Origin of the sequence: Streptomyces sp. NBC_00328, from assembly GCF_036139655.1 — a bacterium.
GTDB lineage: Bacteria > Actinomycetota > Actinomycetes > Streptomycetales > Streptomycetaceae > Streptomyces.
This window is the reverse complement of sequence record NZ_CP108013.1, coordinates 4,059,592-4,074,583: the sequence shown is the minus strand read 5'-3', so window position 1 is coordinate 4,074,583 and position 14,992 is coordinate 4,059,592. Positions and strand designations below refer to the sequence as shown.

General features: G+C 71.5%; 12 protein-coding genes and 1 pseudogene. 7 read left to right on the top strand and 6 right to left on the bottom strand.

All coding sequences use genetic code 11. From position 1 onward, the window contains the following. Nucleotides 1-2: 2 nt before the first annotated feature. Nucleotides 3-2,525, bottom strand: coding sequence for a transglycosylase domain-containing protein (locus OG485_RS17785; RefSeq protein ID WP_328669338.1), 2,523 nt, complete (start codon nucleotides 2,523-2,525; stop codon nucleotides 3-5). 189 nt (nucleotides 2,526-2,714) lie between these two features. On the opposite strand from OG485_RS17785, the gene OG485_RS17780 reads away from it, so the two are divergent. The 4 genes from OG485_RS17780 to OG485_RS17765 all read left to right on the top strand — a co-directional run bounded on the left by OG485_RS17780 (nucleotide 2,715) and on the right by OG485_RS17765 (nucleotide 6,410). Then, a complete protein-coding gene (locus OG485_RS17780; RefSeq protein ID WP_328669337.1) occupies nucleotides 2,715-3,515 on the top strand; it encodes an ABC transporter permease in 801 nt (266 codons plus the stop codon). Nucleotides 3,516-3,603: 88 nt separating this feature from the next. Further along, nucleotides 3,604-4,449: an ABC transporter permease gene (locus tag OG485_RS17775; RefSeq protein WP_328674523.1), complete on the top strand. Its 846-nt coding sequence runs from the start codon at nucleotides 3,604-3,606 to the stop codon at nucleotides 4,447-4,449. A 4-nt stretch (nucleotides 4,450-4,453) separates the two neighbouring features. After that, entirely contained in the window at nucleotides 4,454-5,476 is a 1,023-nt protein-coding gene (locus tag OG485_RS17770; protein ID WP_443048718.1) for an ABC transporter ATP-binding protein, read from the top strand. 64 nt (nucleotides 5,477-5,540) lie between these two features. Then, the gene (locus OG485_RS17765; protein ID WP_328669336.1) at nucleotides 5,541-6,410 is read left to right on the top strand and encodes a DUF1707 SHOCT-like domain-containing protein; all 870 of its coding nucleotides are present in this window, start codon (nucleotides 5,541-5,543) and stop codon (nucleotides 6,408-6,410) included. Between the two features lie 104 nt (nucleotides 6,411-6,514). Here the strand turns inward: OG485_RS17765 and OG485_RS17760 are convergent, their stop codons facing one another. Beyond that, nucleotides 6,515-7,843, bottom strand: coding sequence for an SGNH/GDSL hydrolase family protein (locus OG485_RS17760; protein WP_328669335.1), 1,329 nt, complete (start codon nucleotides 7,841-7,843; stop codon nucleotides 6,515-6,517). A gap of 227 nt (nucleotides 7,844-8,070) precedes the next feature. Between OG485_RS17760 and OG485_RS17755 the strand changes: the two genes are divergently transcribed. Both OG485_RS17755 and OG485_RS17750 read left to right on the top strand, forming a co-directional pair. Continuing rightward, nucleotides 8,071-9,600, top strand: coding sequence for a DUF445 domain-containing protein (locus OG485_RS17755; RefSeq protein WP_328669334.1), 1,530 nt, complete (start codon nucleotides 8,071-8,073; stop codon nucleotides 9,598-9,600). A gap of 247 nt (nucleotides 9,601-9,847) precedes the next feature. Continuing rightward, the gene (locus OG485_RS17750; RefSeq protein WP_328669333.1) at nucleotides 9,848-10,315 is read left to right on the top strand and encodes a hypothetical protein; all 468 of its coding nucleotides are present in this window, start codon (nucleotides 9,848-9,850) and stop codon (nucleotides 10,313-10,315) included. A 39-nt stretch (nucleotides 10,316-10,354) separates the two neighbouring features. On the opposite strand, the gene OG485_RS17745 is transcribed toward OG485_RS17750, so the two are convergent. Both OG485_RS17745 and OG485_RS17740 read right to left on the bottom strand, forming a co-directional pair. Continuing rightward, a complete protein-coding gene (locus tag OG485_RS17745) occupies nucleotides 10,355-10,864 on the bottom strand; it encodes a levansucrase (RefSeq protein WP_328669332.1) in 510 nt (169 codons plus the stop codon). An 82-nt stretch (nucleotides 10,865-10,946) separates the two neighbouring features. Then, nucleotides 10,947-11,492, bottom strand: coding sequence for a hypothetical protein (locus tag OG485_RS17740; protein ID WP_328669331.1), 546 nt, complete (start codon nucleotides 11,490-11,492; stop codon nucleotides 10,947-10,949). 253 nt (nucleotides 11,493-11,745) lie between these two features. Between OG485_RS17740 and OG485_RS17735 the strand changes: the two genes are divergently transcribed. Next, on the top strand, nucleotides 11,746-12,885 hold the full coding sequence (locus OG485_RS17735; RefSeq protein WP_328669330.1) for a GlxA family transcriptional regulator: 1,140 nt from the start codon (nucleotides 11,746-11,748) through the stop codon (nucleotides 12,883-12,885). On the opposite strand, the pseudogene OG485_RS17730 reads toward OG485_RS17735, so the two are convergent. Both OG485_RS17730 and OG485_RS17725 read right to left on the bottom strand, forming a co-directional pair. After that, nucleotides 12,808-13,554: pseudogene (locus OG485_RS17730) on the bottom strand (sensor histidine kinase); the annotation flags it as partial. The gene OG485_RS17735 and the pseudogene OG485_RS17730 sit on opposite strands and share 78 nt — an antisense overlap. A gap of 533 nt (nucleotides 13,555-14,087) precedes the next feature. Continuing rightward, nucleotides 14,088-14,762 (bottom strand): response regulator transcription factor, encoded by a 675-nt coding sequence (locus tag OG485_RS17725; protein WP_328669329.1) that lies wholly within the window; start codon nucleotides 14,760-14,762, stop codon nucleotides 14,088-14,090. Nucleotides 14,763-14,992 lie beyond the last annotated feature (230 nt).

Genomic DNA, 14,992 nt, shown 5'->3' with positions numbered 1-14,992 from the left:
GCTCAGTGGTTCTCCCTGCGGGGGGTGAGCCCGCTCAGCGGTCCCTGGCCCGCTGTCGTGCCCGTGGTGCCGGTGTCCGTGGAGCCTCCGCCGGTCGTGGTGCCGGCTGTGGTGCCGCTCGTCGTGGTGGTTCCGGTGGCGCCCCCGTCCGTGGGGGTGCCACCGGTGGTGCCCCCGTCCGTGGTCCCGCCGGAGGTGCCGCCGTCGGTGTGGCCCGGGGTGTGGCCGTCGGTCCGGCCCGGGGTGTGGCTCTGGCCCGGGGTCCGGCCGCTCGGCGATGCCGGTGCGCTGCCGCCCGCCCCGCCCACCTCCTCGTCCCCGCCGGTGGTGCCGTCGACGTCCGGTTCGCCGGTGGCGTCCGGGTCGTCGGTCTCGTCGCCGGGGTCGTACATCTCCTCGGCACCCGGCTGGAGCTGGAGGTCGAAGTCCGACACCTCCGTTCCCTCCAGGGCGTCCCCGGTGAACTGGGCCCAGATCTGCGCGGGGTAGCCGCCGCCGTTGATGCGGGACTGCCCGAGGGCGCCGTACAGGGACTTGTGGGCGCCGGTGTCGGGGTCCTGGCCCATCACGGCGACGACGGTGGCGAGGTCGGGGGTGTAGCCCGCGAACCACGCGGCGGTGTCCTCCTCCGCCGTGCCGGTCTTGCCCGCGGCGGGCCGGCCGGCGTTCTGCGCGGCCTGCCCGGTGCCGCCGTCGACGACGCTCTGGAGCATGGCGGTCGTCGTGTCGGCGGCCTCGCGGCTCACGGCCTGCCGGTCGTCGCCCGGGGCCGGCAGCGGCACGTCCTCCGAGCCGTCCTTGGTGATCTTCCGCACGAGCGTGTACGTGCCGTGCCGGCCGTGGTTGGCGAGCGTGGCGTACGCCTCCGCCATGTCGAGGACGCTGGCGGTGGCCGGGCCGAGCGCGATGGAGGGGGAGGCGGTCAGGTCGGGGGTGTCGGCGGGCAGGCCGAGGGCCACGGCGGTCTTCTCGACGCGGGCGGGGCCGACGTCGACGGCCATCTGCGCGTACACCGAGTTGACCGACCTGTCGGTGGCGGTGCGCACGGAGATGTCCCCGTACGATTCGCCGTCCTCGTTCTCGGGCGCGTAGGTGCTGCCGTTCCAGCCCCGCACCGGGCGCTGGTCGGTGCCGTCGTAGACGGTGTTCGGGGTGATGGTGCGGCCGTCCTGGGTCTGTGAGCCGTTCTGGACGGCCGAGGCGAAGACGAACGGCTTGAAGGTGGAGCCGACCTGGTAGTCGCGGCGGGTGGCGTTGTTGACGTACTGCTTGGTGTAGTCGATGCCTCCGTACATCGCGAGGACCTTGCCGTCGGTGGGGTCGATGGCGACGCCGCCGGCGCGGACGTAGGTGTCCGCCTTGCGGTTCTTCTTGTCGAGCCGGTCCATCACCTGGTCGTTCACGGCCTTCACGAAGGCGTCCTGCCGGGACTTCTGGAGGGTGGTGGTGATGCGGTAGCCGCCGCGGCCGAGGGTGTCCTCGTCGAGGATCCTGTTCGAGGTCAGATAGGCGGTCACGGCCTGGACGAGGTAGCCGCGCTGGCCCGACAGGCCCGCCGACCCCCTGGCCTGCCTGGGGGTCGGGAAGGTGACCCGGCCGCGCGCGGCGCGGGTCAGCCACTTCTGCTCGACCATGCCGTCGAGGACGTAGTTCCAGCGGGCGAGGACCCCGGCCCTGTTCTCGGGGTGCGCGATCACGTCGTACTCGCTGGGCGCGTTGAGCAGGGCGGCGAGGTAGGCGCCCTGGCCGACGGTGAGGTCTCTGGCGTTGACGCCGTAGTAGGCCTGGGCGGCGGCCTGGATGCCGTAGGCGTTGCGGCCGTAGTAGCTGGTGTTGAGGTAGCCCTCCAGGATGTCGTCCTTGCTCTTCTCCCGGTCGAGCTTGATGGAGATGAAGAACTCCTTAACCTTGCGGGTGACGGTCTGTTCCTGGCCCAGGTAGTAGTTCTTGACGTACTGCTGGGTGATGGTCGAGCCGGACTGTCTGCCCTTGCCGGTGGCGGTGTTCCAGCCGGCGCGGAGCATCGCCTTGGGGTCGACGGCGGACTCGCTGTAGAAGTCGCGGTCCTCGGCGGCGAGGGTGGCGTGCTGGGCGTCCTTGGAGATGTGCTCCAGGGCGACGTTCTCGCGGTTGACGTCGCCGTCGCGGGCGAGCTGGCTGCCGTCGGCGTACAGGAAGACGTTGCTCTGTTTGACCGCGGCGGCGTTCGCGGAGGGGATCCTGACGAGGAAGTAGCCGAGCGCGAAGAGTCCGGCCAGGAGCAGTGCCGTGCCGAGGACGGTGCCGAGCAGCATGCGCCAGGTGGGGACGAGTCTGCGCAGGCCCGTCCGCTTCGGCCGCTGCTTCCGCTTCTGCTGCGGGCTCTGCTTCGGGTTCTGTTTCGCGCCGGGCCCGCCCGGTCCTGTTCCCGGCCCCGACCGCGGGCCCGTCTGCGGTCCCGCCGCGGGGGCCGGGTTCGGGCGGGGGCCCGCTTCCGGTTCCCTGGGTGCCCAGCCCTGGCTGCGCTGCTGCGGCTCGTCGCTCATCTGTTCGCCGGACTCCTGTTTCGCGTCGTACGCCCTCGTACGCCTGGTGCGCCCCGTATGAAGACTCTCGCACCATGTGTTCCATTCCCCGATCCCGGCACGCGTCGCGCCGGAAAATGCCTGGCGGGCCGTGCCGGGCCCGGACTAGGCTCCTGCGTTTTGGCTCAACGCTGGGGAAAGGGACGGGTTGTGGGCACGGCGCGGTTGTACGCGGCTGTCGTGGGCAGCGGGTTCCGGCGGTACGCCACCTATCGGATCGCCACCGCCGCCGGTGTCTTCACCAACACCGTCTTCGGGCTGATCCTGGCGTACCTGTTCATCGCCCTGTGGGACAGCAAGCCGCACCTCGGCGGCTACGACGAGGCGCAGGCGCTGACCTATGTGTGGGTCAGCCAGGGGCTGCTGATGGTGGTCGCGATGATGGGCGGCGGCTTCGAGGACGAACTGATCGAACGAATCCGTACGGGTGACATCGCGATCGACCTGTACCGGCCGGCCGACCTCCAGATGTGGTGGCTCGCCCAGGACATGGGCCGGGCGCTGTTCCATCTGCTGGGCCGCGGAGTGGTGCCGCTCCTGTTCGGCGCGCTGGTCTTCGACCTGGCGCTGCCCTCGGATCCGCTGACCTGGCTCGCCTTCCTGGTCGCGGTCGCGCTCGGGGTGGTCGTCGGGTTCGCGATCCGCTTCCTGGTGGCCCTGTCCGCGTTCTGGCTGCTCGACGGAGCCGGGGTCGCGCAGCTGACCTCCATCGCGGGGATCTTCTGCTCGGGGATGCTGCTGCCGCTGAACGTCTTTCCGGGCACGCTCGGCGAGGTCGTACGGGCGCTGCCCTGGTCGTCGCTGATCCAGGCGCCCGTGGACGTCCTGCTCGGCACGGCGGATCCGCTGGGAACGTACGCGGTGCAGGCCGCCTGGGCGGCCGGGCTGCTGGCGGCCGGGCGGCTGGTCCAGTCGGTGGCGACACGGAGGGTGGTGGTGCAGGGTGGCTGACCCGGTGGAGCGGGGGACGGGGGTGGTGGCGGGTCCGGCGCGGGAGCGGGTCGTGACCGGGCCGGACCGGGGGACGGCGGTCCGGGCGGTGGACTTCGAGCCGTTCGAGCGGCAGGGGGCGTACGAGCGGCTGCGGGACGGGCTGCGCGCCTACCGGCTGATCACCGCGATGTGGGTGCGCTCGACGATGGCCTACCGGGCGTCCTTCGCGATGACCGCCTTCGGGAACTTCGCAGCGACCGCCCTCGACTTCGTGGCGATCCTCCTGATGTTCTCCCGGGTGGACCGGCTGGGCGGCTACAGCCTGCCCGAGGTCGCCCTGCTCTACGGGGTGTCCGGTGTCGCGTTCGGGTTCGCGGACCTCGCGCTCGGCTCGATGGACAGGCTGGGGCGCCGGGTGCGCGACGGCACGCTGGACACCCTGCTGGTGCGTCCCGTGCCGGTGCTCGCGCAGGTCGCCGCGGACCGTTTCGCGTTGCGCCGGCTCGGCCGGATCACCCAGGGGCTGTTCGTCCTCGGGTACGCCCTCGCCGTCCTCGACATCCACTGGACGCCGCTCAAGGTGCTGATGATGCCGGTGATGCTGGTCAGCGGCGCGGCGATCTTCTCGGCGGTGTTCGTGGCGGGCGGGGCGTTCCAGTTCGTCGCGCAGGACGCCTCCGAGGTGCAGAACTCCTTCACGTACGGCGGCAATACGCTGCTGCAGTACCCGCCGACCGTCTTCGCCAAGGACATGCTGCGCGGGGTGACGTTCGTTCTCCCGCTCGCCTTCGTCAACTGGCTGCCCGCGCTGTACGTGCTGGGGCGGCCCTATCCGCTCGACCTGCCGACGTGGGTCGCGTTCGCGTCACCGGTCGTGGCGGCGCTGTGCTGCGCGCTGGCCGGGCTCGCCTGGCGCGCGGGGCTGCGCGCCTACCGGAGTACGGGAAGTTAGGGGAATGGGTGTGGCCATCACCGCAGACAGGGAATCGGCCGGTCCGGGCGGGGAACCGGGCCCGGGGGCCGGCTTCATCGAGCTGGACGGGGTCGAGAAGGTCTTCGAGGTGCGCAGGAGGACGGGGTTCCTGCGCGGTGAGCGGCGCCAGGTGCGGGCCGTCGACTCGATCTCGTTCACGGTCGGGCGCGGGGAGATGGTCGGCTACATCGGCCCGAACGGCGCCGGCAAGTCGACCACGATCAAGATGCTCACCGGCATCCTCACCCCGAGCGCCGGCCGGCTGCGGGTCGCCGGTCTGGACCCGTCCCGCGAGCGCACCCGTGTCGCGCGCCGGATCGGGGTCGTGTTCGGGCAGCGTACGACGCTGTGGTGGGATCTCCCGCTGATCGACTCGTACCGGCTCATGCACCGGATGTACCGGGTGCCGGACGCGCGGTTCCGGGAGAACCTCGACCGCTGTGTCGAACTCCTGGAACTCGGGGCGCTGTTGGACGTGCCCGTGCGGCAGTTGTCGCTGGGGCAGCGGATGCGCGGCGACATCGCGGCGGCCCTGCTGCACGACCCCGAGGTGCTCTATCTCGACGAGCCGACGATCGGGCTCGACGTGATCAGCAAGGTGCGGGTCCGGGAGTTCCTGCGGGATCTGAACGCCGAACGCGGTACGACCGTCCTGCTCACCACGCACGACCTCACCGACATCGAGCAGTTGTGCCGGCGGGTGATGGTCATCGACCACGGGCGGCTGATGTACGACGGCGCTCTGAGCGGGCTGCACGCGGTGGGGGAGAGCGAGCGGACCCTGGTCGTGGACCTGGAGCGGGAACTGCCCCCGATCGAGCTGGAGTCGGCGCGGGTGGTGAAGGTGGAAGGTCCGCGTCAGTGGCTGGCGTTCCCCGCCGGTCTGTCGGCGGCTCCGCTGGTGGCGCGGATCGCGGCGGAATATCCGCTGGTGGACCTTTCGGTACGGGAGCCGGACATCGAGGCGGTCATCAGCCGTATGTACGTGGGGAGGACGGTGCCGTAGGGGAGACAGGCCGCGAAGGCGGGCCGGATAGCCCACGGGCGGGGGACCTCGTAGGCTGCTGCCCATGACCGACGAACTCCCGGAGCTGCGTGCCTCCGACGCCGATCGTGAACGAGTCGCCGAACAGCTGAGGGACGCCCTCGCGGAGGGCCGTCTCGACATGGAGGAGTTCGAGGAGCGGCTGGAGGCGACGTACGCGGCCCGTACCTACGGGGAGTTGGCGCCGATCACCCGCGATCTGCCGGGCGCGGTGGGGACGGCTCGTGTCTCCATGGTCAAGCAGCCTCTGGACGACGGCAGTTGGGGCTCTCGTATCGTCGGCGGCGAGGGCTCGTCCTCGTGGGGTGTGGCGGTTCTGTCGGGCTTCGAGCGCAAGGGCCGCTGGACGGTGCCCAAGCGTTTCAACTGCTTCGCCTTCATGGGCGGCGGCGAGATCGACCTGCGCGAGGCGAACTTCGCGGACCGTGAGGTCGTCATCAACTGTGTCGCGGTGATGGGCGGGTTGAACGTCATCGTGCCGCCGGGTGTCGAGGTCGTGGTCCGTGGCATCGGCGTCATGGGCGGCTTCGACCACCGCGAGGAGGGCCGGCCGGGCGACCCCGGCGCACCCCGGGTCGTCGTCACGGGCTTCGCCTTCTGGGGCGGTGTCGGCGTGGAGCGCAAGCTCACCCGTGCCGAGCGGCAGCGTCTCAAGGAGGAGCGCCGGCAGGAGAAGCTGGAGCGCCGGGAGGCCCGCAAGGAGCTCGACGGGTCGCGGGACGACGGTCTCGGTGACATGTTCGACGCGCTCGATGAGGCCCGCGACCTGATACGCGAGCGCCACGACGAGCGCCGGGAGCGTCATGAGGAGCGCCGCCTGCGCCACGAGGAGCGCCGGGATCGGCACCGCGAGCGCCGGGAGGACCGCCACCGGCGGCGCGACGGCGACTACTGAACTCCCGGGCGCCGCCGGAGCGGTGGGCCTTCGGAGCGGTGGGCCTTTCGGCTGTGCCGCCCGGGCCGTCGGCGGATGACGTTTCCTCCTGAACCGGTGGTGGATCACAGTTCCGCCGGAACCGATCCCTTCAGCTCCTTCAGGTCGAACACCTCGGCCATCCGCCGGAACCCCGTGTCGCTGGGGTGCAGATGATCGCCCGAGTCGTAGTCGGGCCGCAGCCGGCGCGGGTTGTACGGGTCCCGCAGCGCCGCGTCGAAGTCGACGACGGCGTCGTACACCTTCCCGGCCCGGATCTCCGCGTTCACGGCCTGGCGTACGGCGTCCCGCGCGTCGGTGTAGCCACGGTGCCCCTGGAAGGGCATCAGCGTGGCGCCGATGACCCGCAGTCCGCGGGCGTGCGCCTGCCGCACCAGGGTCCGCAGGCCGTCGGTCACGGTGTTCGGATCGACCTGGGCGGGGTTGCGCAGGATGTCGTTGACGCCGAGGTCGATGACGACGGCCTTGACGTTCGTACGGTCGAGCACGTCACGGCCGAACCGGTTCAGCCCGCTGGGGCTGTCGGCCGGCCGGCCGAGTCCGGAGGCGAGGACCTGGTTCCCGCTGATGCCCTGGTTGACGACGCTGTAGCGGGGTGTGTCACCGGATCCGGCCGAGGCGCTCAGCCGCTCCGAAAGGACGTCCGTCCAGCGCCGGTTGGCCCCCACGGTGGAGGTGATGCCGTCGGTGAGCGAGTCGCCGAGGACGACGACGGTGCCCGTGGCGTCGTCGCTGAGCACGTCGAGCGCGGTCAGGTAGCGCCAGTACGGGCTCTGTTCGGTGTACGGGGCGGCGCTCACGTCCTCCGTGCGGTCGCCGTCGGCCACGTACGAGATCTGCTGGGCGTGCGGGTGGTAGGTGACCGGGCCGGACGGGGTCGGCGAGTACGTCGTGACGAGGACGTCCACGCCGTGCGGGATGCGCACGCGTACGGCGTCGCTCATCACCTGCCGGCCGGCCGGGATCACGACGGTCGTGGCGCCGCCGAACGTGAGGCGGCGCATGGTGTCGGCCGTGGCGGCGGCGTTGTTCGCGGTCGCGGCGACGGCGATCGTGGCGTGCGCGATGACCAGCGGCTGCTGCCCGTAGAGATTGGACAGCGTGATGCGGGCACCCGTACCCCCGGCGGCCGTGTGCACGACGTTGCGCACGGAGCGGCCCGCCAGTCCGTCGGGCTCCGTGCCGGGCTCGGCTCCGACCGGGGAGGCGGACCAGGCGCCGACCCAGGTGCCGGTGGAGGCGGGGGCGGCGTCGTGCGACGTGCGGCCACTGGCGACGGCGGCCTTGGCCTCGCTGCCGCCGTCCGCCGCGACACCGATGTAGATGGCGGCGGAAAGGACCACGACCAGGGCAAGGATCGCGGCGAGCAGGGCATAACCGTGACGCTTGGTCATGCGGTGCGTGTCTCCTCGGACGAGGGAGCCCGAGGCTCCGATGTGATCACTCCATGATGCGTCATGGAGCGCGAGGACTCCGACGCGCCCCCCAGGGGACCCCCTGTCGATGCCCCATCCGAACAGACGCCGGGAACTCCTGTGCCGTTCCAGGAGTCGGTGAGGAAGAGAGGGAGAAAGGGACAATGGGTACGGTGCGTGACGTGGCCTGCGAACGGGTGGAGTGAATGGGACGCACGAATTCGGGTGAAGGGGACGGCACGGAGCAGCATGCCCGTCCCGGCGACACCGCGAACGCCGCCGAGACCGTGAACGCCGGAGAGGCCCCCGCGAAGGCCGCCGGCGCCACGGAGGCGGCGGACGCCGGTGACGCAGCCGGTGCCGCGAAGGCCGCACAGGCGACCGGTGCCGCGAACGCCCCAGAGGCGACCGGTGCCGTGAAGGCCGCCGGAGCCGGGAACGACCGGAGGTCCGCCGCGCCGCCGGGCCGGGCGATGAACACCTTCAGCCCCGCCGACGAGGAGAAGCGCCGCGGGGTGCGCCGGATGAAGGCGACCGCCACCGGCCTGCTGCTCTTCGTCGCCCTCGTCTACGTCCTGGCGAAATGGGCCTCCGGCGAAGGCGCGGGCGCCTGGGCCGGCTATGTCGCGGCGGCCGCCGAGGCGGGCATGGTCGGCGCGCTGGCCGACTGGTTCGCGGTCACGGCCCTCTTCCGGCACCCGCTCGGCCTGCCCATCCCGCACACCGCGATCATCCCCAAGAAGAAGGACCAGCTGGGCGTCTCGCTGGGCGAGTTCGTCGGCGAGAACTTCCTCTCCGAGGAGGTCGTCCGCCAGCGGCTGCGCGCGGTGGGCATCGGCAGCAGACTGGGCGCCTGGCTCGCCGATCCGGACCACGCGGACCGGGTCACGGCGGAGTTGGCGGCGGCGCTCCGGGGCGCGCTGACCGTCCTCCGGGACTCCGACGTCCAGGCCGTGGTCGGCGAGGCGATCACCCGGCGCGCCGACGCCCAGGAGATCGCGCCCGGCATAGGGAAGATGCTGGAGAAGATCGTCGTGGACGGCGGCCACAAGCGGTTCGTCGACCTGGTGGTCTCCCGTGCGCACGGCTGGCTGGTGTTCCACGACTCCCAGGTCATGGACGCCGTCCAGGGCGGCGCGCCCGGCTGGACCCCCCGGTTCGTCGACAAGAAGGTAGGCGAGCGGGTCTACAAGGAACTGCTCCGCTTCGTCACCGAGATGCGCGACTCCCCGACCCATCCGGCCCGTGGCGCCCTCGATCGTTTCCTCACCGACTTCGCCTCCGATCTGCAGTCCGACACCGACACCCGCGCGCGCGTGGAGCGCCTCAAGGGCGAGGTGCTGGGCCGCGGCGAGGTCCAGGACCTGATCGCCTCCGCCTGGACGGCCGTACGGTCGATGATCGTGTCCGCGGCCGAGGACGAGCGCAGTGAGCTGCGGCTGCGGGTGCGGGCCTCCCTGCTGTCGCTCGGCGCCCGGATGGCCACCGAGCCCAAACTGCAGGCCAAGGTGGACAGCTGGGTGGAGGGCGCCGCCGTGTATGTCGTGACGACGTACCGCAAGGAGATCACCTCGCTCATCACGGACACGGTCGCGGGCTGGGACGCCGAGCACACGACCAGGAAGATCGAGGCGAACATCGGCCGTGACCTGCAGTTCATCCGGATCAACGGCACGGTGGTCGGCTCGCTGGCCGGACTGCTGATCTACGTGGTGTCACGGGCGCTGGGGGCGTAAGCGGGCGGAGGCCGGGAACCCGGGCGGGGCCTGGCTCGCCGGAGAGGAGACCCGGGCGAGGTTCGCTCGACGGAGAGGGGCCTCACGTCCGCGCTCGCGTTCCGGATCGGCGCCTCCCTGATACGCGCCACGGTGCGCCACGGTGGACCGACCGGTACGAGAGGCCCGTACGAGCTCCTTCCCGGGGCGCCGCTTCTGAGTACGCGTACTCTGTCGTCGCACCGCCGGGCGCGGAACCCTCGTACGCATGACCGAGAAACTGCTCCGCCCCTTGCGAACGCGCCCCTGGCCGGAACGCTGGCTGACGCGTGTCCTCGGCGCCGCCCTCTCCTGCGCGGCATACCTTCTCTGCCTCCCCTGGGACCTGCGCAACCGCCCCGGGACGCCGGGCTCCGCCGCGGAGACCACCCCGGTGACGGGTACCGGCGTCCTCGCCCTCGCCGCCGTCCTGCTGCTCCTGGCCGTCTTCTTCGGGCTCCGGGACGCGCTGGCCTGGCCGTTGCTCCTGGTCGCGGCACCCCCGGCGGCCCTGCTCCACATGTCGCTGCGGACCCACCCCGGCCCCCCGGACGGCTTCGCCCAGGTGTGGCCGCTGACCTGGGCGGCCGTCACGCTGCTCGGGGCCGCCGCCGTCCTGGTCGCGAGCGCGGTGGCACGGCAGTTCAGGACGGACCTGGCGGACACCCTGGAAGAGGAACTGGTCCTGGCCGGCTGACGGTGGGACACGCAGGCCGGCCAGGCGGCACCGGCGCGCTCATCGGCCGTAGAAGTACCGCGAGCTCTTCTCGTTGAAGTACGAGGCGTAGACGCGCCCGAGCACCGGCTTGCCGCGGTACATCCCCACGTACTGACGCGAACTGTCGACCACGACGGGCCGGGTCATACAGGCGAACTTGACCCGCTGCTGGGCCTCCGCCCACTGCACGGCCGCCGGATCGACCCGGTCGCTGACCAGCAGCGGGAAGGCGCCGATGCCGTTCTGGAAGCCGACGGGCAGACCGCCCTTGGTGTCCTTGGCGTACTTCATCACCTGGTCGGTGAAGCCGGAGATGGCCTGCACGGTTATCTCCGGGACGGCTGCGGCCACCGTGAACAGATGCAGCTTCGTCCCCATCCAGCGCAACCGGAACTCGGCCCGCCGCCCCACGAGTACGGGCACCCCGGCCCAGTCCTCCCACCGCGTGGCGCATCCGTCGGCGGTCAGCTGCCGCTCCAGGAAGGTCAGATAGGTGCCCGGTGCGGATTGCTGCTGGTTCGCGTCCATGGCGGGGATCCTAGGGTCCCGGGACACCGACCGGAACGGGTGGGCGGGGTTCCGGTCGGGGAGCCGACCGGACAGGTCCTGGCTAGGCGCCCGTCGTGGACCCCGGCCGGATGATCATCAGGACGGTGACGGTGGCCCACAGCAGGTTGAAGATCCCGGTGAACATGGCGAGCCGCACGGTCGCCGCACGGTCCACGGCGGCCTCGGCCGTCTCGCGAAGCGTCCCCTCCTGGAGCACGCCTTCGGGGAGGGCCGCCGCCTCCCGGCCGCCCTGCTGAACCCCTGCCTTCTCGACCCCCTCCAGGATCGCGCTCTGCCGGGGCAGTACCAGTACGGCCAGGACCACGGCCGCGGCCGCCGTCAACGCGATCGAGACGATCAGCCAGGTGTCGCCGAGTACACCCATGTCGCTCGCCGTGGCGAACCCGAACACGGGCACGACGACGCCCGCCACCGCGTACACCTGGCAGATGCGGTGCAGCAGCCGGGCGGTGGCGAGGGCGCTCGCGTCGTCCGGCGCTTGGAGAACCTTGCGCGCGGCCGGCGGGAACATGCTCGCGGCGACGGTGACGGGCCCGATCGCGACGATCGCGGCGATGACATGGACGGCGAGGAGGAACTTGGTCACGGGGTGACGCTAGAGGGCGGGCGGATCATGGAGAAGTGGCACTTTTGCCAGGAGCCAACGGATTCCGGCCAGCAGCCAGACAGGGCTTCCTGGTGCCAGACAGGGCTTCCTGGCCAAGCTCGTCGGTCGGGGGCGAGGGTGCGGGCATCCGCCCCGGGCACGCCCGCTCGTATGGTCGGTGCTGCGGACGGCACGACGTGGGAACCTGATGCACGGGCATGGCGAGAACCCGGCGTATGCATAGGCTCTGGTCATGCACACCGTGGCCGTACTGGCGCTCGACCAGGTCATCCCGTTCGATCTCGCAGCCCCGATCGACACCTTCGGCTGGGCCCGGCTGCCCGACGGCCGCCCGGCCTACCGGACCCGGGTGTGCTCGGTCGCGGCGGACGCGGAGGTGAGCGCGGGAGCGTTCACGCTGCGCGCCCCCTACGGCCTGGAGGCGCTGGCCGACGCGGACACGATCGTCCTGCCCGGCGTCGCCGACCCGTCCGCAGCTCTCCCTCCGGGCGTCGCGGAGGCGCTGCGCGCGGCGGCCGCGAACGGCACCCGGATCGCCTCGATCTGCGTCGGCGCCTTCGTCCTCGCCGCCACCGGCCTGCTGGACGGACTGAGCGCGACCACACACTGGGTCGCGGCCGGGGAGCTGGCGGCCAGGCACCCGGCGGTGACCGTCGACCCGAACGTGCTCTACGTCGACAACGGCCAGTTCCTGACCTCGGCGGGCGCGTCGGCGGCGCTGGACATGTGCCTGCACATGATCCGCAAGGACCACGGCTCGGCGGTCGCCGCACATGCCGCCCGGATGTCCGTCATGCCGCTCGAACGGGAGGGCGGCCAGGCCCAGTTCATCGTCCACACCCAGCCGCCGGTACCGGCGGGCACGGCCATGGAGCCACTGCTCGACTGGCTGGAGGAGAACGCCGACCGGGAGCTGACCCTGGAGGACATCGCGGTCCACGCCGGCATGAGCACCCGCACCCTCAACCGCCGCTTCCGCGAACAGACGGGCACGACACCGCTCCAGTGGCTGCACCGGGCCCGGGTACGCCGTGCCCAGTACCTCCTGGAGACGACCACGTACCCGGTCGAACGCATCGCGTCCCAGGCGGGCTTCGGCTCCCCGACGGCTTTCCGTGACCGCTTCAAACGGGTGGTGGGGACGAGCCCGTACGCGTATCGGCGGGCGTTTCGGGGGGTGGAGGAGCCGGCTGTCCGAGGGAGCCGGGGCCGCGCCGGTCGCGCGAGGTCAGGGCGCGGCCGGCAGGGAGAGTCTCATACGGAGCCCCTGGTCCAGGGGTTCGGTGGCCACGGTGCCACCGTGGGTCTCCGCGACCTGTTTGACGATCGCGAGCCCGAGACCGGACCCGGGAAGGGCGCGGGCGGTCGGTGAACGGTAGAAGCGGTCGAAGACGAAGGGCAGGTCGGCGGCGGGGATGCCAGGGCCTTCGTCGGTGACTGTGACCGTACCGTCGGGGAACACCGCGACCAGGACCTGGCCTCCCGCAGGACTCCACTTGACGGCGTTGTCGACGAGGTTGCCCACGGCGCGCTCCAGCGCGTCGGGGTCGGCGTGCACCATGCACGCGGAGAGATCGGTGCGCAGCGCCACCTGCGGGCTGCGGCGGGCGGCCCGGGCCACCACCCGCTCGGTGAGCAGATCGAGGCGGGTGTCTTCGGTGTGGGCGTCCTGCTGCCCGAACCGGGCCAGTTCCACCAGGTTGTTGACCAGGGACCGCAGTTCCTCGGCTTGGGTGCGGGCCTGTTCGACCAGGGCGGGGGCCTGCGGATCGGCCACGCCGGGGCCTTCGCTCAGCAGCTCCAGATTGGTGGTGATGCTCGTCAGCGGGGTGCGCAGTTCGTGCGAGGCGTCGGCGACGAGTTGCCGCTGCGCCCGTACCGACTCCTCCACGGCCGTCATCATCGCGGCGAAGGAGCCGGCCAGCCGGGCGATCTCGTCGCGTCCCCGTACGTCGATCCGGGCGGTCAGGTCCTGGGTGGCCGTGACGTGTTCGACCGTCTCGGTGAGCCGCCGTACGGGTCGGAGCACCCGGCCGGCCACGAGCCGCGCGCCGAGGACGGCCAGCAGGGTGCCGCAAGCGGTGATCACGATCAGCGTGACGGCGAGCGGGCCGAGCGTGGAGTCGACCACGGACTGCGGTATCGACGCGCGGACGAGCGCGTCCTTCGGGGAGGTCAACGGCGCTGTGTAGACACGGTAGTTCACCCCCTCGTACGTGGCGTCCTGGAAGTACGCCGGGGTCTTGCCCCCGGCGACCTGGACGTCCTTCTCGGTGACCGGGATGAAGTCGCCGTCGGTACCGGCTGTGACCGGCGGGAAGACGAACTGGAGCTGGGTGGAGCCGACGGTGACCGGCGAACTCGTCACCGGCGTGCCTTCCCGCTCCAACGCCTGCACCTTGGCCTTGATCTGCGCCAGCAGCTTGGAGGCGTCCTGGTCCGCGGCGGTGACCAGCAGGGAATCGTGCTGGTGGTGGAGGCCGGCGCTGAGCGAGGGGTAGATGATCAGCGAGGCTAGCAGCAGCGCCGCGCAGACCACGGTGCCGCCGGCCAGCGCCACCCGGTTGCTCAGGGTCACGGTTCCTCCCTGAGTACGTATCCGAGTCCGCGCACGGTCTGGAGCAGCCGGGGTTCGCCGCCCGCCTCCAGCTTCGCGCGCAGATAACTGACGTAGACCCAGAGCGCGTTGGAGGAGGGCCCGAAGTCATAGCCCCACACCGCGTCGAAGATGAGTGAACGGCTGAGCACGCGCTGCGGGTTGCGCAGGAACAGTTCCAGAAGGGCGTACTCGGTGCGGGTGAGTTCCAGCGTCCGCCCGCCGCGCCGGGCCCGGCAGGCAGCCGCGTCCAGTTCCAGGTCGGCGAAGCGGATGATCTCCTCCTGGGCGGCGCCGCCGCGCCGCAGCAGGGCGCGGATCCGTGCCCTCAACTCGTCCAGCGCGAACGGCTTGACGAGGTAGTCGTCGGCGCCCGCGTCGAGCCCGGCGACCCGGTCCTCGACCAGGTCACGCGCGGTCAGCATGAGGATCGGCACGCGGTCGCCCCGGGCCCGGATCCGGCGGCACACCTCCAGACCGTTGGGCTCCGGCATCAGCACGTCGAGGATGACGGCGTCGGGCCGGCTGCCGCCGAGCGCCGTCAGAGCCGCCGTTCCGTCACTTGCCTCCGCCACCTCGTGGCCGTCCCGGACCAGGGCCCGGGAGAGCGCGAGGCGTACCGCGTCGTCGTCGTCCACCACCAGCACACGCATGGGGCAATCGTCCTGTTCGAGGGTCGGGGCGGATAGGGGGTGAGGGGCAGGGGGCGAGGCGGTCTGTCCGGGAGGCGGAGGACAAGGAGGGGTGAATGGGCGAGAGAGGGGGAGAGGCCGGCAAGGGCGGTCGGCCCGGGGACGCCGGACCGACCGTCACGCTGCTGGGTCGGCTGGGTGTAGGGGATGTGTTGGGCAGCCGGATCAGCCGGATCAGCCGGATCAGCCGG

Excerpts from the sequence above, each read along its gene's own strand:
- OG485_RS17750 (WP_328669333.1), top strand. The coding sequence starts at position 9,848 with ATGACCGAGAAACTGCTCCGCCCCTTGCGAACGCGCCCCTGGCCGGAA.
- OG485_RS17725 (WP_328669329.1), bottom strand. The coding sequence starts at position 14,762 with ATGCGTGTGCTGGTGGTGGACGACGACGACGCGGTACGCCTCGCGCTC.
- OG485_RS17755 (WP_328669334.1), top strand. The coding sequence starts at position 8,071 with ATGGGACGCACGAATTCGGGTGAAGGGGACGGCACGGAGCAGCATGCC.
- OG485_RS17760 (WP_328669335.1), bottom strand. The coding sequence starts at position 7,843 with ATGACCAAGCGTCACGGTTATGCCCTGCTCGCCGCGATCCTTGCCCTG.
- OG485_RS17770 (WP_443048718.1), top strand. The coding sequence starts at position 4,454 with ATGGGTGTGGCCATCACCGCAGACAGGGAATCGGCCGGTCCGGGCGGG.
- OG485_RS17785 (WP_328669338.1), bottom strand. The coding sequence starts at position 2,525 with ATGAGCGACGAGCCGCAGCAGCGCAGCCAGGGCTGGGCACCCAGGGAA.
- OG485_RS17745 (WP_328669332.1), bottom strand. The coding sequence starts at position 10,864 with ATGGACGCGAACCAGCAGCAATCCGCACCGGGCACCTATCTGACCTTC.
- OG485_RS17735 (WP_328669330.1), top strand. The coding sequence starts at position 11,746 with ATGCACACCGTGGCCGTACTGGCGCTCGACCAGGTCATCCCGTTCGAT.
- OG485_RS17765 (WP_328669336.1), top strand. The coding sequence starts at position 5,541 with ATGACCGACGAACTCCCGGAGCTGCGTGCCTCCGACGCCGATCGTGAA.